Genomic DNA, 22,489 nt, shown 5'->3' on the forward strand with positions numbered 1-22,489 from the left:
ACAATTAATTAAATTTCAGTCTTGCTTTTTCCAAATCTTCTGGAGTATCAATACCTATACTCACCTCTTCGGTTTCCACCATTTTGATGGTTTTCCCATTTTCCAAATAACGAATACATTCAATTTTTTCTGAAGCTTCCAGAGGGCTCATCGGTAAATTGTAAAAGGCCATCAGGGCTTCTTTTCTAAATGCATAAATACCCACATGTTTAAAATAATCTACCTCCAGGTCTTTAGCTCTATGGAACGGAATCGGTGATCTTGAAAAGTAAAGGGCAAAATTATTTAAATCTGTGATTACCTTCACATGGTTTGGATTTAAAATATCTTCTTCTGAAGTCAATTTCACTTTCAAAGAAGCCAGATCTATAAGTTTGTCTTTATCTTCTTCAAAAACCCTTAGTAGTTTACTCAATGCTTTTTCGTTGATGAATGGTTCATCACCCTGAACATTAATTACAATATCCACCTCCATGTCTTGCACAGCTTCAGCAATGCGATCACTGCCACACTCATGTTCTTTTTGACTCATGATAGCTTTACCTCCCTCCTTTTCAATTTCAGAAAAAATAAGTTCAGAGTCTGTGACCACATAAACTTCATCAAATAAGTTAGTCGATTTAGCCGATTCGTAAGTTCTGACAATCACTGGTTTTCCAGCCAAGTCCTGCATCAATTTCCCGGGGAATCTCGCTGCCTGGTAGCGCGCAGGGATCATAGCTATAACTTTAAAAGGTGTTGACATATTTACTGTAATTAATCCTTGATTTACAATTGTTTTTCGCTGAAAAAATCATCTTTAAAGCCAATAAGATAGAGTTTTTCTTTAGCCCGGGTACAGGCCGTGTATAACCATCTTAGGTAATCTTTAGTAATTCCATCTGGCAAGTATGGCTGCTCTACAAAAACCGTATCCCATTGCCCCCCTTGAGACTTATGACAGGTGATGGCATAACTAAATTTGACTTGCAACGCATTAAAAAATGGATTCTGTTTTACCTTTAAAAACTTCTTGTATTTGGAAGTGATTTCCTCATAATCCTTCATCACTTCCTGGTAAAGTTGATTGGACTGTTCGTAAGGTAAAGAGGGAGAATTCAGACTTAAAGTATCCAGCATAATGACGGTTTCAAAAGGCTTCATTTTGGGATAATCTACCATCTGGACGTTCACTTCTGCAAACCTAAATCCGTAGAGTTCTTTTATTCCGAAAATCTCCAAAATCTCCACGATATCACCATTGGCAATAAAACCCGCATCACTTTTTGGCTTAACCCAAAAATAATTGTTTTTGACGACCATCAAGAAGTCACCTGGCGCAATTTCATCTTCTCTCAATAGTATCCTGCTTCGTATTTGTTGATTATAAAGATTGGCTCTTTTATTGGACCTCACTATGATAGCCGTTTCTTCGTGTCCCAGATTATCGTAGGCTTCGTTGATGGCATCCAAAATTTCATAGCCATCCACAAGCCTCACCATGTCCGCTTTTTCTGACAATTCAAATTTGAAATTTTCAAAATCTTCATCTTCGATGGTTTCACGGATCTTGGTGGCATTCAACAGAATACTGCTTTCCAGGCGTTGACGGACAACTTCATCCAGCTCAACAGGGATCACGTCCATTTGGTAATGGTTGGTCAGGGTTTTTTCGTCTAAAGCAGGACTTAAATTTGATTTTACCGGGGGTAGCTGAGCAGTATCCCCGATGAAAATCAACTTACAATTTTCACCAGAATAAACGTATTCCATAAGATCATCCAAAACAGAGCCTTTATTAAAAAGCTGATCTCCACTAGGAAAATCTGGAATCATCGAAGCCTCATCTACAATGAATATGGTGTTTTTATGTTTATTGACCTGCGGGACAAATTCAATTCCTCCGCCGCTGGTACTTTTAGGCTGATAAATTTTACGGTGAATGGTTTGTGCGTATTGATGGCTATAATTTGATATGACTTTAGCCGCACGTCCAGTAGGCGCTGCCAGTATCACTTTCTTTTTAACCTTCCAGATATTTTTAACCAAAGTTCCAATAATGGTAGTTTTCCCGGTTCCCGCATAACCTTTAAGTAAAAAAATACGATCCACAGAAGTTTCCAGAACAAATTTGGCTAAAAGTTGTAATGTGAGGTCTTGCTTAGGTGTAGGAGGGTGTCCAAAATCAGTTTTGAGTGCTTTATAAAACTCTTGATTGTCCATAAAAGAGGTTGCGATTCTTAAATTTCAAATATAAGCACGATTTTTTAGTGCTATACTTTTGTGATTAAAAAAAAGTTGTAGTTTTGCTTTAATCAAAAACTCTTAATTTTAAGTTATGAAGATTGTAATACAGATTGTTTTATGGGTTGTTATCGGTGTATTGGGTTATTTAACCTACAATGCAGTTTATGGACCTGTTGAGTTTAATAAAGTAAGAGACAGACGTTATGTAGATGTTGTTGAGAAAATGAAAGACATTCGTGATGTTCAAGTTGCTCACAGAGAAATTATCGGTAACTACGAAGATAATTTTGAAGATTTAATAAAATTTGTTGATACCGCTCAATATACTATTACACAAAGAAGAGATACATCTTTTCTTGATGAAGAGTATAAAAAAACTTACGGTGTAGATCAATACAAAGAAGCAGTTGTGATCGATACTCTCGGATTTGCTTCAGTAAAAGATTCTATTTTCGGAGATTCAGATAGATATAAGGATATGATGTATATCCCTCACACAGACAACAAACGATTCAAAATCGAGGCGGGTTATATCGATGATGAAGGAACTAAAATTCCAGTTTTTGAAGTAAGAGCCCCTAAAGATTTAATTTTAGCAGATCAGGATCCGGATCTTTTAGTCCAGGAAAAACAAACCGTAGCTGTAGATGGTGTAGATGGCGAAGCCATAACAGTTGGTTCAATGACTCAGGTAAAAACAAACGGTAACTGGCCAAAAAACTTTGGTGATAATTAATGAGTGAGAACTCAATACATATTACAAACAGACTATCCATCTTCATTTTACAAGATGGATTTTCTTTTTTATTAACAGATTCAGTTTCTGCACCGCTTATTTTTGAAGATTTCAAACTCGGTAGTTCTCAATCAACGACAGAACTCCTTAAGTTATTGAAAACACATATTACACCAGTTTTTTTTGAAACCCATAAAATTGAAAACTTAGAGGTTATTTATGGTAATCCCCAATTTAGCATTGTTCCGCAAGCTTATTTTAAAGAATCTCATCTGCCGCATTACATAAAATACAGTTCCAAACTCATTGAAGGCGACGATTTTTCTTTTGACCAGATGTTGTCGGTTCAAGCCAACACGGTTTACATACCCTATGTAAATATCAATAATTACCTATTTGAATTGTTTGGAAGCTTTAAGTTTACTCATCTTTTTTCAGGTTTAATCGAAAAAGCTTTTAAAAAGAGTTACTCTTCCAATGAATACGTAAAGATTCACGTAAGCAGACAGCTGATTTATTTCACAGCTTTCAGAAATCAAAAATTAATTCTTACGAATGCCTTTTCCTTTGAAACACCCGAAGATTTCGCCTATTATATTCTATTTACAGTCGAAGAATTAAATCTAAACCGTGAAGAAGTAATCATTGAATTTACAGGTAGTTTTTTAAATACTGATGAAAATTCAGCTTTAGCCATACTTTCTACCTATCTTAGGCACATTTTATTTTCTAATGGACATGTTTCGTCTGAATTTCATTACAAAGAGGGATTCCAAGAACATTTTAATTTATTATAAGACATGAGAATTGTATCTGGCCGTCTAAAAGGACGAAGAATTATAGCACCAAAAAAACTTCCCGTTAGACCCACAACGGACATGGCTAAGGAAGGATTATTTAATATTTTGAATAACAGACTTCACTTTAAAGATCTTGAAGTCATTGATCTATTTGCTGGAATTGGAAGCATTTCTTTTGAATTTATCTCAAGAAGAACTGAACGTGTAACAGCAGTAGACGCTAATTTTGACTGCATTAAATTCCTTACCAAAACGTCTGAAGAACTGGACATAGACTTAAATATCATCAAAAGTGATGTAATTGATTTTCTTGGAAAAACACATTTAAAAGCAGATCTTATTTTTGCAGATCCGCCTTACGACTTACCTGTTGAGGATTTTCAAAAAATTGAAAACCTTGTAAGAGAAAGAGCTCTTCTGAATGAAGATGGTATTTTGATTATTGAACATTCTAAACACACGAGTTTAGAACATATAGACACATACACAGAACAAAGGCGCTATGGTAACTCTGTATTCAGCTTTTTTCAGATTAAATCATAATCAAATAGCATCTTTTTAAAGTGAAATTACTTCTGAAAAGAATTTTAGAAACAGATTAATTACCTTTGTAAAAATTCAAATATGAAAAGCTTTTTGCCTTCAGAATTGGAAACTAAAAACCTATATGGCTTGCTTTCAGGTTCAATTGGACCACGTCCAATTGCTTTCGTAAGCACAATGGATAAAAATGGAAACCCAAATTTATCACCATATAGTTTTTTCAATGTGTTTAGTGCCAATCCTCCTATTTTGATATTTTCGCCTGTAAGACGGGTAAGAGATAATTCTATAAAGCACACTTTAGAAAACGCCTTAGAAACAAAAGAAGTAGTAATAAATGTGGTGAATTGGGACATGGTGCAGCAAGTCTCATTGTCTAGCACTGAATATGACCAGGGCATCAATGAATTTGAAAAATCGGGTTTAACTATGCTGGAGTCTGACTTAGTGAAACCCCCAAGAGTAAAGGAATCTCCCGTTCAATATGAATGCCGAGTTAACGACACCATCGCTTTAGGCCAAGACGGAGGGGCTGGAAATCTGGTTATTGCTGAAGTGGTAAAACTTCACATCAGAGAAGATTTGCTAGATGATGGTTTGCACATCGATCAACATAAAATTGATTTGGTTTCAAGAATGGGTGGTAACTGGTATTCCAGAGCCAACCAGGGTATGTTTGAAGTCGAAAAACCCTTACAGAGACAAGGAATCGGCGTGGATCAATTACCAAAATCAATTCGGCTGAGTTCAATTTTAACGGGGAACGACCTTGGAAAACTTGGAAATTTAGAAGAATTACCAAAAAATTCGTCAGTTCAAAATTTCATTTCTGAATATAATTTAGTAAATTTTATAGAAGAAAATTCTGATGAACAAATTCATATCATCGCTCAGGAATACATAGAAAAAAACGAGCTTGAAAAAGCTTTACATATTTTACTCGCAAAACAATAATTATGGAAGTACAAGGAAAAATTAAAGTCGTAGGAGAAACCAAGGAATTTGGTAGCAATGGTTTTAGAAAACGAGAAATGGTTGTGACTACCGAAGAACAATACCCACAGCACATTTTAATTGAATTTGTTCAAGACAAAACCAATTTGCTGGACAATTTCAATGTAGGTCAGAATGTAAAAGTAGGGATCAATTTGAGAGGTCGTGAATGGGTAAGCCCGCAAGGCGAAACTAAATATTTCAACTCTTTGAATGGCTGGAGAATCGAAAGCGTAGATCAAAATAGCTCTGCAGGTGCACCTCCCGTTCCACCATCTGATCAATTTGAACCGGTACAGGATTTAAACGATGACGATGAAGATGATTTACCATTTTAATCTGCATTAACGCATAAACAAGCCAAGCTCTAGACATATATCTAGGGCTTTTTTTATTTTTACAACTCTTATTTTAAAAACTTGAAAAGTTGATTGCCAAACTAGAACACTTTTTTGCGAAATTCCTCCCCTCTCCTTTTACGCTTAGTATTCTACTTACTCTTGTCACTCTAAGCTTGGCTATTGTATTTGGCGAATTTTCCAGTGAAACTAATCAAGTTGTCTCCACCTTGCAAGCCTGGCAATCTGGATTATGGAATCAGGAGTTGCTGGTTTTCGGCTATCAAATGATGCTTATTTTGGTACTTGGCCATGTGCTGGTACTTAGTTCTCCTGTCAATACATTCTTAGAATTCATTACCAAAGGTGCTACAGATACCAAAAGCACTATTGTCTTAGTGAGTGTGTTTACTATGCTGATGGGATTCTTCAACTGGGGCCTGGGGCTGATCTTTGGAGCCATACTGGCCAGGAAAATTGGTGAAAAATCGGCTAAAGAAAACCTGAACATCAACTATCCTCTCATAGGTGCTTTAGGCTATTCTGGTATGATGATCTGGCATGGGGGCATCTCTGGATCAGCTCCCTTAAAAGCTGCCGAAAATGGCCATTTACATTCCCTGTATACCGATTTTCCTTCAGGATTTCCTTCAGAAATTTCTACTTCTGAAACTATTTTCAGTTCTGGTAATCTTATCATATTTGGCGTCATTCTTTTAGTGGTTCCGTTAATTTTTAGACGCATCAAGCGCAGAACAACCTCAAAGTTTGATGTCTCAAATCTTTTAACTGATGTAGCATCAAAACCTGCCTGCGTGACACAGTCAGGCAGATCAGAAAAGAAACACGGACATGCTCTTGAAAAAAACAGACTACTGACCGTAATTTTTGGCGGATTGATGACGGTTTGCTTTTTTGTGGTTTATTATAAAAATCTCTTTCAACTAAATATTACTCCTGACATGCTTAACTTTTTGATGCTGGGTCTGGGAATACTATTTCATAAATCTATATCTCATTATTTGATATCACTGGGAGAAGCCATCAAAGGAGCTTCAGGGATTCTGATTCAATTTCCGCTGTATTTTGGAATCATTGGCGTGATGAAAGAAAGCGGACTGGCAGTAAGTTTTGCGCAGTTTTTCATCAGCATTTCAAATGAAACAACCTTACCTCTTTTCACATTTATAAGTTCTGGGATCGTGAATATTTTTGTTCCCAGCGGAGGCGGTCAATGGGCTATACAAGGTCCAATCGCTCTGGAATCTGCCTCCAAATTAGGTGTTTCTTTGCCTAAAATTATCATGGCATTAAGCTATGGAGATCAGATTACCAATATGCTTCAACCCTTCTGGGCTTTACCACTTCTTGCCATAACCAAGTTAAAGGCAAGTGATATTTTCCCATTCACTTTTTTATTATTTATCATTGGCAGCTTAATTTTTATAGCTGGATTACTTATTTTTTGACCTATGTATAAACTAACTAAAGACATTATATTTCCACACCCCAAATTTGCAGATGATAAAGGCTTATTGGCTTTTGGTGGTGACTTGAGTATGGAGCGCATAAAAGTCGCCTACGAAAACGGCATATTCCCCTGGTATGAGGAAGGACAACCTATACTTTGGTGGAGTCCGGATCCCAGAATGGTGTTATTTCCAGAAAACCTGAAAATATCAAAATCCATGAAAAAGCTTTTTAAAGAAAAAGCGTTTAAAGTGACCTATAATGAAGATTTTGAATTTGTGATTCGTAAGTGCGCCAACATCAACAGAGAGCGGCAAGACGGAACATGGATTACCGAAGACATGATTGAAAGTTACATCAAATTACATGAAGCAGGACTGGCAAAATCTATTGAAGTTTGGAAAAACGGCGAAATTGTTGGCGGGCTTTATGGAATTTTACTAAAAGAAAAAAAAGTATTTTGTGGTGAAAGTATGTTTACAGAAGTCGATAATGCCTCAAAATATGGGTTCATCACTCTGGTTAAAAACATGGAGAAAAACGGCATCAGTCTCATCGATTGTCAAGTCTATACCAAGCATCTCGAGAGTCTTGGCGCTGAGGAAATCAGCAGGCATAATTTTTTAACTATTCTACATTCTAAAGTTTAGGAAATACGAGTTCCGTTTTTAACCTTATGATCTGGTGATAAAAGTGAAGTCCCTACTTCACCATCTACTGCGGCAATAACCAAACATTCACTCATCATCGTGGCAATTTGTTTTGGCGGAAAATTGAGCACTGCAATCACTTGTTTACCTGTAAGTTCATCTGCCGAATAAAGCTCTGTAATCTGAGCAGAAGAGCGTTTGATGCCGAGTTCACCGAAGTCAATTTCAAGCTTAAAAGCAGGGTTTCTGGCCTCTTTAAATAGTTCAGCCTTTAAAATGGTTCCCACCCTCATGTCCACTTTTTGGAATTCAGACCAGGTCAAATCATGTTCAGATGTCTTTATCATAAATTGATGGCTTAAGTATAAGTTTTATCTATATCGAAATCAGAAAAAATTACTTTGTTTTATAATTGCCTTAACGAACAAAGAATTAATAAATATTAAGTTTACAAAAAAAAGTTCAATTATGAGCAAACAAGCCTTATTAAAGCCTATTCAAATAGGCGATATGGAATTGAAAAACAGAGTTATTATGGCACCTATGACCAGAAATAGGGCAGATAATAAACATAATGCACCTACAGACCTTCATGCGACATATTATAAGCAGCGGGCAAGTGCTGGTTTAATCATAAGTGAAGGTTCGCAGGTATCTTATGAAGCAAGAGGATATATAAACACAGCCGGAATCCACAAACCCGAGCAGGTTGAAGGCTGGAAAAAAGTAACCGATGCTGTTCATGAGGAAGGCGGAAAGATTTTCGTTCAGTTGTGGCATGTAGGAAGAATCTCACATCCAGATTTCCATGATGGAGAAAAACCTCTAGCGCCTAGTGCTCTAAATGCTAATGCTCAATGTTTTACTGAAGATGGTTTCCAGGATACCGTTGAGCCAAAAGCGATGACTACTGAAGAAGTGAAACAAACTGTACAAGATTTCAAAAGAGCTGCTAAAAATGCAGTCGATGCTGGTTTTGACGGGATAGAAATTCACTCCTCCAACGGTTATTTATTGCATCAATTTTTCAATAAATCCTCCAATCATCGTACAGACGAATATGGAGGCTCAAAAGAAGGCAGAACAAGAATTCTTTTTGAAATTTTGAATGCCGTTAGAGTGTTTTTTCCAGAAAACAGAATTGGTGTAAGGTTAAATCCTTCACTGGACGGTATTTTCGGTATGGAAGCCGACGAAGAAACTATCCCTACCTTTGAGTATATCGTAAAAAAACTTAATGAGTATGACTTGGCTTACTTACACTTATCGGAACCATTTAACGACGTAAGCGGTAAAGATTATCTCGTATCGAATATTGCTGAACATTTTAGACCTAGGTACAAAGGTAATTTGATGATTAATGCAGGTTTTGATCAGGAAAGCGGAAATAAAGTGATTGAGGATGGTAATGCAGATATGGTTGCTTTCGGAAAGTTGTTTATCTCCAATCCAGATCTACCTGTTCGATTTGAAAAAAATGCTGAATTGCAAGATTGGGATCAAGATACATTCTATGATACAGGCAAAAAAGGCTACACAGACTATCCAAAACTGGAAGAACAAAAATAATTTAATTTTGTTTATTTTTTAACAGTAAAACATTAAACAATATTTAATTTTAGGTCGATTTAAAATTGGCCTTTTTTTATGACACATTTTTCCAAACAAGACATCATCAATTTACCGAGTCTGGAACGCATGCACCTCGTTAATTCATGTGGTGGTTTGAAGTCCGGCAATCTTATAGGAAGCATTTCCAAATCTGGAGTTACTAATCTGGGGGTATTTAATTCTGTAATTCACTTAGGAAGCAATCCACCAATGTTGAGTTTTATGCTCAGGCCGACGACAGTAGAAAGACACACTTATGACAACTTCAAAGAAAATAAGCACTTTACAGTGAATCATATTCACGAAAGCTTTGTGGATAAAGCTCATCAAACTTCAGCAAAGTATGATGAGGATGATTCAGAATTTAAAGAGGTGGGATTGACAGAAGAATTCATTAAAGATTTTGAAGCTCCATTTGTAAAAGAATCTAGAATCAAAATAGGTTGCAAGTACATCAACTCGTATTTTATTGAGGAAAATGGCTGTCGGTTGATTATCGGTGAGATTCAACATATATTGGTTGAAGATGGAATACTGGATAAAGATGGATTTTTAGATCTAACGAAAGCCAATTCAGCAGGAATTATAGGACTTGACGGCTATGTCAAAACGGAACTCATCGAGAGGTATACCTACGCAAGACCAAATCAGGAACCGAAACCTCTTAAAGGATAATGGCACATAAGAAAGTTCATTTACCAGAAAAAATATGCGTCACCTGTGGTTTACCATTTGCCTGGAGAAAAAAATGGGAAAAAAATTGGGATAACGTCAAATATTGTAGCGAAAAATGCAGAAGAAACAAGACATAAACATCGTATGGTTTAGAAATGACCTGCGTACAAGAGATCAAAACTCATTACACGAAGCCTGCCAGCAATCAGAACCTGTCCTTGGTGTCTATTGCTTTGATCCAAAACACTACGAAACCACAACATATGGTTTTAAAAAAACTGAAAAATACAGAGCTAAATTTTTGATAGAATCAGTCACTCAGCTTTCAAATAAGCTTAAAGAATTAAACATAAGCCTTTATGTAAAGCAGGATGAACCAGCGAGTATATTCCTGAAACTATCTGAAGAATACAACATCAAAAACGTATTTTATCAGACTGAATGGACCGATGAAGAAAAGCAGGCAGAGGATGCAGTCAAGTCAGTGTTAAAAGATACTCGCTTTGTAAACCATTACAACCAGTTTTTATTTCATCCAGATGATGTGCCTTATGATGACTTTAGCCAGGTTCCAGAAGTATACACCAACTTCAGGAAAAAGTGTGAAAAACAAAGTCAGGTAAGAGAAGAGATCCCAGTTCCAGAAGTGCTTTCTGATGAAAACTTACAGAATATTGACACTAAAATTCCATGTCTAACCGATTTAGGTTTGGAGGAATTTGAGAGAGATGAGCGTTCTGCATTCCCTTTTCACGGCGGAGAAGATGAAGCCTGGAAGCGCCTGCAACACTATTTCTGGGACACTAAAAAATTGCAGTATTACAAGAAAACCAGGAATGGATTGCTGGGGACAGACTACAGTTCTAAGTTTTCGCCATGGCTTGCCAATGGAAGCATCTCTGCAGTGTCCATTTATCATGAAGTCAAGAAATTTGAAAAAGAAATCAAGAAAAACCAGGATACCTACTGGTTGATATTTGAGCTGATTTGGAGGGATTATTTCAAATACATTTCACTCAAACACGGCAATAAAATCTTTCAACTGGGTGGTGTTTTGAACAAAGAGTACGATTGGGGAAACAACGATAAAGCCTTCAACCAGTGGATCAATGGCAACACGCCAGAGTCATTTGTCAATGCGAATATGATCGAAATTCGAGAAACAGGTTTCATGAGCAATCGCGGCAGGCAGAACGTCAACAGCTACTGGGCCAAGGAGTGGAAACAAGACTGGAGGATAGGTGCAGCCTATTTTGAAGCTATGCTTGTTGACTATGACGTCCACAGCAACTGGGGCAACTGGATGTACAACTCTGGCGTTGGCAATGACCCTAGAGATCGAAAATTCAACATCAAAAGCCAGGCAGAGCGTTACGATACTAATGGTAAATATCAACGCACCTGGTTGCAGGAAAGCTTATTTTAGAGGTTAGAAAATTTAGTTCACCAGTTATTTAAAAATTAAGGTCATGAAAAAAACATTACGATTCATACTCGGCGATCAGCTTAACCACAAGCATTCCTGGTTTCAGGAAAAAAATGAGGATGTCATTTATGTCATGGCAGAAACTCAACAGGAAACCAGTTATGTCAAACACCATATTCAAAAAGTAGTTGCCTTTTTTCTATCCATGAGAAATTTTGCAGAAGAACTTCAAAAGGAAGGACATCAGGTGATTTATTATCAAATTGACGATAAAAACAACGAACAAGACCTGCCCTCTAACCTCAACAAGATCATTCAGCAGGAACAAATAGAACATTTTGAATACCTATATCCAGATGAATACCGTCTGGACATTAAACTAAAAACTTTTTGTAATCAGTTAGACATTTCTAGTAAGGCTTACGACAGCGAACATTTTTATACCAAAAGAGAAGACATCGAAAAGTTTTTTGAGGGAAAGAAAGAAATGACCATGGAATATTTTTACAGAGATATGAGAAAAAAACATGGCATCATGATGCTCGATGACAAAAAACCAGAAGGTGGAAATTGGAATTATGATAAAAGCAATCGAAAAAAATGGACGGGGAAACCTGGGATTCCAGAAGCTAAAACATTTGATAAAAACATAGAACAGGTTTTAGAGCAATTGAAAACAATGGATGTAAAGACTATGGGGAGAATAGATAAAGACAATTTCCCATGGCCGACTTCCAGAGAGGAATGCCTTGAGGTCTTGGATTATTTCTGTAAAAATCTTCTGATTCATTTTGGAGATTACGAAGATGCCTTGCATACCGATCAGAAATTCTTATTCCACTCCAGGCTTTCTTTTGCGATGAATAGCAAAATGCTGTCACCTAAAGAGGTCATCGAAACTACGTTAGACTATTATTATGAACATAAAGAGGACATCGATATTTCTCAAATAGAAGGCTTCGTAAGACAAATCCTAGGCTGGAGAGAATTTATGAGAGGGATTTACTGGAAAGAAATGCCTGGTTATAAGTCTAAAAACGAACTTGAAAACACCAATAAACTCCCCGATTTCTACTGGACGGGAGAAACCGATATGAATTGCTTAAAGCATGCCGTCAATCAAAGCCTGGACGATGCTTATGCGCATCATATTCAACGACTCATGATTTTGGGAAATTTTGCATTGCTGACAATGACAGATCCCGACGAAGTGGATGCCTGGTATCTTGGTGTCTATATAGATGCCATAGAATGGGTAGAACTCACCAACACCAGAGGCATGAGTCAGTTTGCAGATGGGGGCATCGTAGCAACCAAACCTTACGTCTCCAGTGGTAGTTACATCAATAAGATGGGGAACTATTGCAAATCTTGTAAGTATTCTGTCAGCAAAAAAGAGGGTGAGGATGCCTGTCCATTCAATAATTTATACTGGAATTTTTTATATGAAAAACAGGAGCATTTCAAAAACAATCAACGTATGAATATGATGATGAGTCTTCTCAAAAAAATGAACAAAGACACCTTAGATAATCATATCAATCGCTCAAAAGAAATTATAAAAAATCCAAGTAAATTTTAAAATAATTCAGAAATTTATATACTTTTGAGACTTAAACAAAATCAAAACAAAATGAAAAAATCAATTTTATCAATCACTATGGCTGCTTTACTTGGATTAGGAGTAGTAAGCTGTAGAGAAGAAAAAAGCGAAGCCGAAAAAGCTGGTGAAGCTGTTGAAGAAAAAATGGAAGAAACTGGTGATGCAATGGAGGATGCTGCAGATGATACCGGTGATGCTATGGAAGATGTTGCTGAAGAAACTGAAGATGCAATGGAAGAGACTAAAGAAGAAATGTAGTCTACTACTATATCTCACTTTTTACAAAAAGCTTATACATTCATGTATAAGCTTTTTTATTTGATGTATTTTGACATTTCACTTTGCAATTCAAAAGCCTTTAACCCTGCCTTTTCTGCAAAATCTTTCTGGGAAGAAGCATAAATAATACCTCTTGACGAATTGATGAGTAATCCATAATCGGCGTTCAGACCAAATTTACATACCTCTTCCAAGGAGCCTCCTTGAGCACCCACACCAGGGATAAGCAAAAAACTGTTCGGCAATAGCGCTCTTACGGTTTTAAGGTAATCTGCCTTGGTCGCACCAATGACGTACATGAGCTGCTGACTGTTTTTCCAATTCTGTGAAGTTTTGAGTACTTTTTCAAATAAAAAATCAGAATCAGATTTTAGAAATTGAAAATCTTCAGCACCTGAGTTTGAAGTCAACCCAAGAAGTATGGTATACTTATCTTCAAATTCTAAGAAGGGCTCAACAGAATCTTTACCCATGTAGGGCGCAACAGTAACAGAGTCAAAGTTTAAGTCGTTAAAAAAAGCTTTAGCATACATCGTAGAGGTATTCCCTATATCGCCGCGTTTAGCGTCTGCAATGGTAAACTGCTCCGGGTAGTTTTCGTTGATGTAATCTATAGTGCGCTTTAAAGCTTTCCATCCTTTTACACCATAGGCTTCGTAAAAAGCTATATTGGGCTTATAAGCAATACAATAGACTTGTGTAGCATCAATAATCGCCTTATTGAATTCAAAAATGGGGTCTTCAAGTTTAAGAAGATGTTTTGGAATTTTATCCAAATCCACATCCAGTCCAACACAAAGCATGGATTTTTTCTTTTCAATCTGTTGGATGAGCTTTTGAATGTTCATTAGGTTCTATAAATCGTCAGAAATATTCTTAAGCTTTTCGGTATTATCAACAAGTTTCAACTCATTAATAATTTTCTCGATATCACCACCGATGATGTTATCTAAATCGTAAAGTGTAAGATTAATTCTATGGTCGGTCACCCGGCTTTGGGCATAATTATAAGTCCGAATTTTAGCACTCCTATCTCCACTGGTGACCATAACGCCTCTCTTTTCTGCATCTTCCGCCTGCTTTTTGGCAAGCTCCATTTCGTAGAGTCTGGAACGCAACACTCTAAAAGCTTTTTCCTTATTTTTATGCTGAGACTTTTGATCCTGACACTGAGCTACAATTCCCGTAGGTTCGTGGGTAAGTCTTACTGCAGAATAGGTCGTATTTACCGACTGGCCTCCAGGACCGGACGAACAGAAATAATCGATACGAACATCTTTGGGATTGACCTCAATATCAAATTCTTCAGCTTCTGGAAATACCATAACCGTAGCAGCACTGGTATGTACTCGGCCCTGAGTTTCAGTTTGCGGAACACGTTGCACACGGTGAACTCCTGCTTCATATTTTAAAGTCCCATACACGTCTTCTCCAGAAACTTCAAACTGAATCTCTTTATAGCCCCCATTGGTTCCTTCGCTATAATCTACAACATCTACTTTCCAGCCCTTACCTTCACAGTATTTGGACAACATTCTAAAGATATCACCTGCAAATATACTTGCCTCGTCTCCCCCTGCTCCTGCTCTTACTTCTACAACTGCATTCTTAGCATCTTCAGGATCCTTAGGAATCAACATCATCCTTATTTTTTCCTCAAGCTTTGGAAGTTCATCTTTAGCTTCATCGTATTGAAGCTTTGCCATTTCTACCATTTCAGGATCTGATTCCTTGGAAATAATTTCTTCAGCTTCTTCAAGATTGTCCTTCAATTCAACATAAATCTCACGCTCATCCATGATGGCTTTAAGCTCTTTATATTCTTTAGAAAGTTCTACATAGCGTTTTTGATCCGACATTATATCTGGTTGAATGATCAAATCACTAACCTCGTCGAATCGTTGTTTTATAAAGTTTAATTTATCTAGCATATTATTTTAATCTGGTACAAATTTAAGTGAATTTAAGTGAACTATTTAGTGGAAAGCAAGCTTATTACTTTGTGAAGTTAAGACACGTTTATAAGTCTAAAACTACCCCAATCCCCAATTGTTGCTTTAGCTGTATTGCAGTTCCACCATCTTCAGGTGTTCCGTCAGACGCTTCCTTTCTGATTTTTATATCGTCATCATACCTTATGTGCGCACCAAGACTGGCTCTCATAAAATGATTGATATCAAATTCAAAAATTAACTCCCAATCCACATCTACGTTCCCAAAATTATTGATGTAATCTGTATAAAGACTCAATCGGCTTATAAGTGAAGTGCTATCAAAAATCTTTTGCTCCAACTCATTAGTGATTAAAATTCCCAATTCATTTCTGGAAGTTTTCCCTTCCTTGATCATGTTTCCTTGGCTATCTCGTACTGCACCACGAACACCAAAAGCACCCTGATTGGCCAGTCGTTGATTTAACACAAAAGTTGATTTTTGAGTTAGTGGTGACAAATAGAGTTCGAATTTTTCATTAAATTCAACATACTTTGCACCGACCCCAAGAAAAACATAGCCAGGAGCCATAAATTCTGATATCGACGCTTCTGTATCCGGATAATTAAATCCTCTAGCGACTTGAGTTTTAAATCTGAATTTTCCAGTGTAAAACCATCTTGAATTTTTTGATACTTCATACCCAAATGATGAACTGAATTCTAAATCGTCATCTGTTTTTCTTAATTCCTGACCTTCCTGCTGATTAATTCCATATCTAAAACGAAATTGGTTATCCCATCTAAAACCTACATTTCTATAAGTCCGTGCTATATTCATTCCATATAGACCAGATATAGAATTAGCTCCCCCTGCATTCCAATTGACAAAGGCTACTTCGCTCAGGTCGAGCGTAAATTTATTCACCGATTCCCAGAAACTTGTTCGTCCCGTTGTAGGAACGAGTTCATTGAATTCAAATTGGTAGAAATCGACAATATCAAAACTTGTTCTTATAAATGGTATGGGACCAATAGGATATAAATTATCTCCTATGGCTTCAACTTCCTGTATTTCACCAAAAGATTGAGAATATCCATGAAGGAAGAATCCAAAAAACAATATGCTGATTAAAAGTTTTTTCATTAAAGTTTATTGATACTCAAAATGGCCAAAATCTGAAATAATGCTCAAGGATTTCTTTTCTGAGGCTTCTACTCGACCTACGATTTGAGCATCGACATTGAAGCTTTTAGAAATGTCTATGATGTCTTGAGCAACAGATTCATCTACATAAAATTCCAATCTGTGTCCCATATTAAAGACCTGATACATTTCTCTCCAATCGGTCTGACTTTCATTTTGTATCAGTTTGAATAAAGGAGGAACATCAAACAGATTATCTTTTATAATTTTCAAATCCTCTACAAAATGAAGAATTTTGGTTTGTGCACCTCCACTACAATGAACCATTCCATCGATAGATTGTCTCCCTAGTTTTTCAAACACTTTTTTTACTATAGGTGCATAAGTTCGAGTTGGCGACAATATAAGTTTTCCAACATCCGGTAAATCTTCGGATATGATATCCGTAAGAGATTTGGAGCCTGAGTAAACCAAATTTTCAGGAACCGATGGGTCGAAAGATTCTGGATATTTTTTAGCTAAATCATGATTCAACACATCATGTCTTGCAGAGGTAAGGCCATTACTTCCCATTCCACCGTTATAATCTTTCTCATAAGTTGCTTTACCAAAAGAAGATAATCCTACAATGACGTTGCCTTCTTTTATATTAGCATTATCTATAACTTCGCTTCTTTTTAACCTTGCAGTCACAGTAGAATCAACAATAATAGTTCTAACTAAATCTCCTACATCAGCTGTTTCTCCACCTGTTGTATAGATATTGACATCGTGTTTTTTCAAGTCGTTTACTAAACTCTCTGTTCCGTTGATAATTTCTGCAATAACTTCGCCGGGGATTAAATTTTTATTTCTTCCTATCGTTGAAGATATCAAGATATGATCTGTTGCTCCTACGCATAATAAATCATCAATATTCATTATAAGGGCATCCTGAGCAATACCTTTCCATACGGATAAATCACCTGTTTCTTTCCAATATAAATAAGCTAAAGAAGACTTGGTGCCGGCCCCATCTGCATGCATCACTACACAATGCTCTTCGCTTCCGGTGAGATAATCAGGAATTATTTTACAAAACGCTTTGGAAAAGAGTCCTTTATCAATATTTTTTATGGCTTTATGGACATCTTCCTTCTGTGAAGAAACTCCTCTTTTTGCGTATCTGTCTTGATTACTCATCTTGAAAAAAATTTGTGTAAATTTATAAAAAATAAACCCAGTCTTGGGTATAATCCAAAACTGGGTTTATAAGATAATTTATTATTAGACTTATTTAGTGAATAAAAGCTCTCTGTATTTAGTCATTGGCCAAATTTCATTATCAACCAGCAATTCCAGTTTATCACAGTGGTAACGAATTTCATCAAAGTAAGGTTTTACCTTATCACAATAGGCAAATGCCATTTTGGTAGGATCTTCTATAGCGTTAGCTTTTTTACGCTCATCAATCATTAATTCTACTCCTTCATTTATCTTTTCGATATGTTCAGAAATAGCCTCAATGATATTCATCTGTTGCTTAGCCTGATTTTTAAAATTCGTACCGTAAATTTCTTTTAATCCCTTCACATTCTTAATAAGTACGTTTTGATACTTGATAGCCGTTGGGATAATATGATTTCTTGCGATATCTCCTAAAACTCTTCCTTCGATCTGAATATGCTTTGAATAATCTTCTATTTCTATTTCATATCTGGCTTTCACCTCTCTTTCATTCATGATGTTCAGATCACCAAAAAGATCAATAGCTTTTTTAGAAATTTTCGCTTTCAAGGCTTCAGGGGTCGTTCTGAAATTACTTAAACCACGCCTTTTAGCCTCTTTTTCCCAGGCTTCACCGTAACCATCGCCTTCAAATCGTATTTGCTGTGAGGATTTAATGTACTCTCTTAATACATTAAAGATTGCATCATCCTTTTTCATTTTTTTGTCAGAGATAAGACCATCTACATCACTTTTAAATTCGATAAGTTGCTTGGCGACAATCGCATTAAGAACCGTCATTGGATCTGCACAGTTGGCAGTAGAACCCACAGCTCTCAATTCGAACTTATTACCTGTAAAGGCAAAAGGCGACGTTCTGTTTCTATCTGTATTGTCCAGTAAAATTTCTGGAATTTTACCAACGACATTTAATTTTAATTCCGTTTTCTCTTGCGGAGATAATTTTCCATCGGTTACTTTCTCCAATTCATCTAAGACTTTAGTGAGCTGAGAACCGATAAACACAGACATCACTGCTGGTGGTGCTTCATTAGCGCCTAACCTGTGATCATTGGATGCTGAAGCTATTGTAGCTCTTATCAATTCTTCATTTTCATAAACTGCTTTAATGGTGTTTATAAAGAAGGTTAAGAACCTCATGTTTTTCATAGGGGTTTTCCCCGGACTCAATAGGTTAGAACCTGAGTCTGTAGCTAAAGACCAGTTGTTGTGCTTTCCACTACCATTGACCCCCTGGAAAGGTTTTTCATGAAACAACACTTTAAAATGATGGCGCTCGGCAACTTTATCCATGACGTCCATCAATAGTGAATTATGATCTACGGCAAGATTTACTTCTTCAAAAATGGGAGCAAGCTCAAATTGATTTGGTGCTACCTCATTGTGCCTTGTTTTTACAGGGATTCCCAGCAGCATACATTCTCTTTCCAAGTCTCTCATGTAATTTAAAACTCGGCTTGGTATAGACCCAAAATAATGATCATCTAGTTGTTGGCCTTTTGCAGGAGAATGTCCAAGTAAAGTTCTTCCAGACATCATTAAATCCGGGCGTGTAGAAGCCAAAGCAGAATCCACCAAGAAGTATTCCTGCTCCCAGCCTAGGGTGGTTATGACTTTATTTACTTTTTTATCAAAATATCTTACAACGTCAGTGGCTGCTTTATCCAGAGCAGAAACAGAACGTAATAATGGCGTTTTATAATCTAATGCCTCTCCTGTATAGGATACAAATATGGTTGGAATACATAAAGTTGGCCCCCACACAAATGCTGGTGATGAAGGATCCCAGGCGGTATATCCTCGGGCTTCGAATGTGTTTCTTATTCCTCCGTGTGGCAAACTTGATGCATCGGGTTCTTGCTGCACGAGTTGAGAACCACTAAATTTCTCCATAGCTTCTCCATCTCCATAAGTCTCAAAAAAAGCATCGTGTTTTTCTGCCGTAGATCCGGTAAGCGGTTGAAACCAGTGTGTGTAGTTTGTAGCTCCTTTTGAAATAGCCCACTCTTTCATTCCTGTGGAAATATTATCGGCTAGTGAACGATCAATCTTATGACCTTTCTCAATAACGTTGATCAGACTATCATAAGAGTCTTTGGTTAAGTACTGGCGCATGGCCTTTTTATTGAAAACGTTTCTACCAAAAAGATCGGATCTACGTTCGTTTTCTTCTATTTTGACTGGAGTACGATGAAGTGTCTCTTTTAAAGCATTAAATCTTAAACTTGCCATATTGATTAAATTTTAAATTCAATCAAAAGTAAATAATTTTGAGATATGATTTAAAAATGAGGGGCTAAAAATTAAAAAATAAATAAATTTAGATTCACACCCCCATATTTATTCGCTAAAAGTTAAAAACAAGAAGACTGCATAGGCTAAAAATAGAAAAAGACCTTTGTATCTGGAGATCGTATTTTTCTTTGGCAAGAAAACCAAAGGTAAGAGCACGAATGAAAATCCTATCATCCATAACATATCATTGGTCAGAACTTCTTTGGATTGAAGAAAAATAGGCTGAATAAGAGCTGTTATACCTATCACAGAAGCAATATTAAAAATATTTGAGCCGATTAAATTTCCTAAAGAGATACCGTTTTCTTTCTTTAAGGCAGCAATGACTGAAGCCGCCAGTTCAGGAATACTCGTTCCTATAGCAATCATGGTAACCGATATTACTCTTTCGCTCACTTCGAGAGATTCGGCGATACCTACAGCTCCTAAAACAAGAAATTCTGAACCAAAATAAAGTCCAACCCCACCTATAAGCAGCCATAAAATAATTTTGATTCCTGTAGTTTGAGTTAAGCTTTCGTCAACTTCATCAGCAACTTCTACTTCTCCTTTCATCGCTTTTCTTATTAAAACCAAAATGAAAATAGTGATTACAATAAGTAAAGCTATTCCTTCAATTCGGGTAATTTCTCCTCCCGTATAAAGAAATAAATACAGCAAACCAGATAAAATCATCATCACCGGCCAGTTGAATTTCAGAAAGTCTTTATCTATGTCCATAGATGAAATAATGGCTGTTAAACCCAGTACCAAACCAATATTTGCAATATTGGAACCTATGACATTACCTAATGAAATATCAGAAAGATCAGACAAAGCAGCCTGGAGGCTCACCAACAGTTCCGGAGCTGAAGTTGCAAATGAGACCACTGTAAGACCAATGATCATTTTTGAAATATTGAATTTTAAGGAAAGGGCTACAGAAGACCTTACCAAAAACTCACCACCAACTACCAGCAGAATAAACCCTATGATTACTAAAAATATATCCATTAAAAATTTTTAGCGAAAATAGGACTTTGAGAGAAATCTCTGAGTCATCTTACAGATTAAATGACAAGGTCAATATATAATTATTTATGAAGCTTTGAATCTCAGATTCCTGAGTTAAACCTGTAGAGTATAATATCCCCTGCCTGTTCTGCTCAATGTGCTGATAGGAGAAATCTAAAGCTGTATTGCCAAAATTATAGCCTAGCCCAAATGAATAACCAGTGGTATCTCCCAGAAAACTTTCATTTTCATAAGGGCTTTCTTTTATAAAATATCCAGCCCTAAGACTTGTATTTTGAATTCTATACTCACCACCTATATTAAAAGTTGAGGCACTCGTCATCAGACTAGAGATATCTTGATTTTGCCCTTCGAATCCTCCTGAAGTGAATTCCATATTAGAAAAATCTCTGTAACTATAATCAAAGCTTATCAATCCTGAGCCTCCAAAAACATAAGCTGTACTAAGAGACAAACGCCCTGGGCTTTTAAAATCATAATCTGGATAAATATTTAAAACCTTTGAATCCAAAATAGCAACATTGTTTCCAGACCTTACAGTTTCAAGACGTTGTAAAAGTTCATCAGAAATGGTCATCCAGGTAGGAGAATCGTAGGTGAAACCCAATCTCCATCCTTCTGTAATTTTAGCAATTCCCCCAAGTTGAAAAGAAAATCCACTGCCACGAGTTGCTAAGTCATTATCAAAAAATATGGTGTTCACTCCAGAGCCAGAATTGAACTCGTCAAATTGAGTGGTTCGCCTGTAATCTAAAAAGTGAAAATTCAAGTTTAGGCCCAAGTGTAATTTTTGACCTATCATTCCACCGGCATTAAAAGTGTATTTACCAGAATTACCCCTGGTTTCTTCTAAGTAGCTTTGACTGAAATCAGACCCTAAAACATTGCTTATATACTCCGTATTATTTAAATCTGAAGAGTCTAAAGCATCTATAATGTAAGTTTCATAACCAAGAAAAGCCTGCTGTGTTCCGAAACTCTGATTTTCACCTAAAAATCTATACAAATCTGCAGGACTTTCTCCAGCACGAGGGGTGAGTAAATCTAAAGGAACTCCCTGTGCAAAATTTGAAAAATATTCTGAAATACTCGCGTCGTTATTTCCACTGACGAAATACTGATCATTGAAATTATTTGTTCTGTTATAAGAAAAACCCAGCGTAAGTTTTTGAAACAATGCACTTTCATTATTAGATGTAAAAACAAATACCGCCCCTATTTGATTTAAATCAAAATCAGAACTGGATGAATTATTAAGATGACCTCCATAAAATGAATCATTAGAGATAGTGGTCAGATCCAGCGAGCTGGAAAACTTGTTGTTCAAAAATATTGCTGAACTTGCCGGATTTATTTGGATGGCTGAAACATCTCCTCCCAGCGCACCAAAGGCTCCGCCCATAGCTGTATATCTGGCGGTACCATTGATGCTATTGGTAGAAAATCTTAAAGCATCTGTTATATCCTGAGCAAAAACACTTGAACTCATTAGTAAAAATAATGCGATTATCTTTTTCATTCTAAA

The 22,489-nt window shown here is 36.5% G+C and carries 23 protein-coding genes; 13 read left to right on the forward strand and 10 right to left on the reverse strand.

What is annotated here, in order from left to right:
- Positions 1 to 4 precede the first annotated feature (4 nt).
- Positions 5 to 745, reverse strand: a complete 741-nt coding sequence (kdsB, locus tag LB450_RS06795) for a 3-deoxy-manno-octulosonate cytidylyltransferase (protein ID WP_224487117.1) — start codon at positions 743 to 745, stop codon at positions 5 to 7.
- Positions 746 to 768: 23 nt separating this feature from the next.
- Positions 769 to 2,202, reverse strand: a complete 1,434-nt coding sequence (locus LB450_RS06800; RefSeq protein ID WP_224487118.1) for an ATP-dependent DNA helicase — start codon at positions 2,200 to 2,202, stop codon at positions 769 to 771.
- Positions 2,203 to 2,317: 115 nt separating this feature from the next.
- Here LB450_RS06800 and LB450_RS06805 point away from each other — a divergent pair, with 115 nt between their 5' ends.
- The 7 genes from LB450_RS06805 to aat all read left to right on the forward strand — a co-directional run bounded on the left by LB450_RS06805 (position 2,318) and on the right by aat (position 7,756).
- Positions 2,318 to 2,962, forward strand: a complete 645-nt coding sequence (locus LB450_RS06805) for a hypothetical protein (RefSeq protein ID WP_224487119.1) — start codon at positions 2,318 to 2,320, stop codon at positions 2,960 to 2,962.
- Positions 2,962 to 3,759, forward strand: a complete 798-nt coding sequence (locus tag LB450_RS06810) for a DUF3822 family protein (RefSeq protein WP_224487120.1) — start codon at positions 2,962 to 2,964, stop codon at positions 3,757 to 3,759. Before LB450_RS06805 ends, LB450_RS06810 begins: the two co-directional genes overlap by 1 nt.
- 3 nt (positions 3,760 to 3,762) lie before the next feature.
- The gene (locus LB450_RS06815) at positions 3,763 to 4,305 is read left to right on the forward strand and encodes an RsmD family RNA methyltransferase (RefSeq protein ID WP_224487121.1); all 543 of its coding nucleotides are present in this window, start codon (positions 3,763 to 3,765) and stop codon (positions 4,303 to 4,305) included.
- Between the two features lie 81 nt (positions 4,306 to 4,386).
- Positions 4,387 to 5,259, forward strand: a complete 873-nt coding sequence (locus tag LB450_RS06820; RefSeq protein ID WP_224487122.1) for a flavin reductase family protein — start codon at positions 4,387 to 4,389, stop codon at positions 5,257 to 5,259.
- A gap of 2 nt (positions 5,260 to 5,261) precedes the next feature.
- Positions 5,262 to 5,636, forward strand: coding sequence for a DUF3127 domain-containing protein (locus LB450_RS06825; RefSeq protein WP_224487123.1), 375 nt, complete (start codon positions 5,262 to 5,264; stop codon positions 5,634 to 5,636).
- An 89-nt stretch (positions 5,637 to 5,725) separates the two neighbouring features.
- Positions 5,726 to 7,105, forward strand: a complete 1,380-nt coding sequence (locus LB450_RS06830) for a short-chain fatty acid transporter (RefSeq protein WP_224487124.1) — start codon at positions 5,726 to 5,728, stop codon at positions 7,103 to 7,105.
- Positions 7,106 to 7,108: 3 nt separating this feature from the next.
- The gene (gene aat, locus LB450_RS06835) at positions 7,109 to 7,756 is read left to right on the forward strand and encodes a leucyl/phenylalanyl-tRNA--protein transferase (protein WP_224487125.1); all 648 of its coding nucleotides are present in this window, start codon (positions 7,109 to 7,111) and stop codon (positions 7,754 to 7,756) included.
- Here aat and LB450_RS06840 read toward each other — a convergent pair.
- Entirely contained in the window at positions 7,753 to 8,103 is a 351-nt protein-coding gene (locus tag LB450_RS06840; RefSeq protein ID WP_224487131.1) for a tRNA-binding protein, read from the reverse strand. The two genes, aat and LB450_RS06840, sit on opposite strands and share 4 nt — an antisense overlap.
- Before the next feature lie 121 nt (positions 8,104 to 8,224).
- Here LB450_RS06840 and LB450_RS06845 point away from each other — a divergent pair, with 121 nt between their 5' ends.
- The 6 genes from LB450_RS06845 to LB450_RS06870 all read left to right on the forward strand — a co-directional run bounded on the left by LB450_RS06845 (position 8,225) and on the right by LB450_RS06870 (position 13,329).
- A complete protein-coding gene (locus tag LB450_RS06845) occupies positions 8,225 to 9,325 on the forward strand; it encodes an alkene reductase (protein ID WP_224487133.1) in 1,101 nt (366 codons plus the stop codon).
- Positions 9,326 to 9,403: 78 nt separating this feature from the next.
- Positions 9,404 to 10,042 carry a flavin reductase family protein gene (locus tag LB450_RS06850; RefSeq protein WP_224487142.1) on the forward strand — a complete coding sequence of 213 codons (639 nt, stop codon included), beginning with the start codon at positions 9,404 to 9,406 and terminating at the stop codon, positions 10,040 to 10,042.
- On the forward strand, positions 10,042 to 10,179 hold the full coding sequence (locus LB450_RS13815) for a DUF2256 domain-containing protein (RefSeq protein ID WP_224487143.1): 138 nt from the start codon (positions 10,042 to 10,044) through the stop codon (positions 10,177 to 10,179). The genes LB450_RS06850 and LB450_RS13815 overlap by 1 nt, the downstream gene beginning before the upstream one ends.
- The gene (locus tag LB450_RS06860) at positions 10,158 to 11,468 is read left to right on the forward strand and encodes a DASH family cryptochrome (RefSeq protein WP_224487145.1); all 1,311 of its coding nucleotides are present in this window, start codon (positions 10,158 to 10,160) and stop codon (positions 11,466 to 11,468) included. Before LB450_RS13815 ends, LB450_RS06860 begins: the two co-directional genes overlap by 22 nt.
- 43 nt (positions 11,469 to 11,511) lie before the next feature.
- Positions 11,512 to 13,050: a cryptochrome/photolyase family protein gene (locus LB450_RS06865; RefSeq protein ID WP_224487147.1), complete on the forward strand. Its 1,539-nt coding sequence runs from the start codon at positions 11,512 to 11,514 to the stop codon at positions 13,048 to 13,050.
- 24 nt (positions 13,051 to 13,074) lie between these two features.
- Positions 13,075 to 13,329, forward strand: a complete 255-nt coding sequence (locus LB450_RS06870; protein ID WP_224487148.1) for a hypothetical protein — start codon at positions 13,075 to 13,077, stop codon at positions 13,327 to 13,329.
- Between the two features lie 56 nt (positions 13,330 to 13,385).
- Here the strand turns inward: LB450_RS06870 and pyrF are convergent, their stop codons facing one another.
- From pyrF to LB450_RS06905, 7 genes are all read right to left on the reverse strand, one after another.
- Complete coding sequence (pyrF, locus tag LB450_RS06875) at positions 13,386 to 14,198, reverse strand: orotidine-5'-phosphate decarboxylase (protein WP_224487150.1); 813 nt, start codon at positions 14,196 to 14,198, stop codon at positions 13,386 to 13,388.
- 6 nt (positions 14,199 to 14,204) lie between these two features.
- Positions 14,205 to 15,281 (reverse strand): peptide chain release factor 1, encoded by a 1,077-nt coding sequence (prfA, locus tag LB450_RS06880; protein WP_224487154.1) that lies wholly within the window; start codon positions 15,279 to 15,281, stop codon positions 14,205 to 14,207.
- 88 nt (positions 15,282 to 15,369) lie between these two features.
- Complete coding sequence (locus LB450_RS06885; protein WP_224487156.1) at positions 15,370 to 16,428, reverse strand: DUF3078 domain-containing protein; 1,059 nt, start codon at positions 16,426 to 16,428, stop codon at positions 15,370 to 15,372.
- A 6-nt stretch (positions 16,429 to 16,434) separates the two neighbouring features.
- Positions 16,435 to 17,610, reverse strand: a complete 1,176-nt coding sequence (locus tag LB450_RS06890) for an AIR synthase related protein (RefSeq protein WP_224487157.1) — start codon at positions 17,608 to 17,610, stop codon at positions 16,435 to 16,437.
- Positions 17,611 to 17,700: 90 nt separating this feature from the next.
- Entirely contained in the window at positions 17,701 to 19,887 is a 2,187-nt protein-coding gene (locus tag LB450_RS06895; RefSeq protein WP_224487159.1) for a glutamine synthetase III family protein, read from the reverse strand.
- A gap of 108 nt (positions 19,888 to 19,995) precedes the next feature.
- The gene (locus LB450_RS06900; protein WP_224487161.1) at positions 19,996 to 20,943 is read right to left on the reverse strand and encodes a calcium/sodium antiporter; all 948 of its coding nucleotides are present in this window, start codon (positions 20,941 to 20,943) and stop codon (positions 19,996 to 19,998) included.
- 49 nt (positions 20,944 to 20,992) lie between these two features.
- The gene (locus LB450_RS06905) at positions 20,993 to 22,483 is read right to left on the reverse strand and encodes an OmpP1/FadL family transporter (protein ID WP_224487163.1); all 1,491 of its coding nucleotides are present in this window, start codon (positions 22,481 to 22,483) and stop codon (positions 20,993 to 20,995) included.
- Positions 22,484 to 22,489: the final 6 nt, after the last annotated feature.

The sequence above is a fragment of the Psychroflexus curvus genome, assembly GCF_020164585.1.
GTDB lineage: Bacteria > Bacteroidota > Bacteroidia > Flavobacteriales > Flavobacteriaceae > Psychroflexus > Psychroflexus curvus.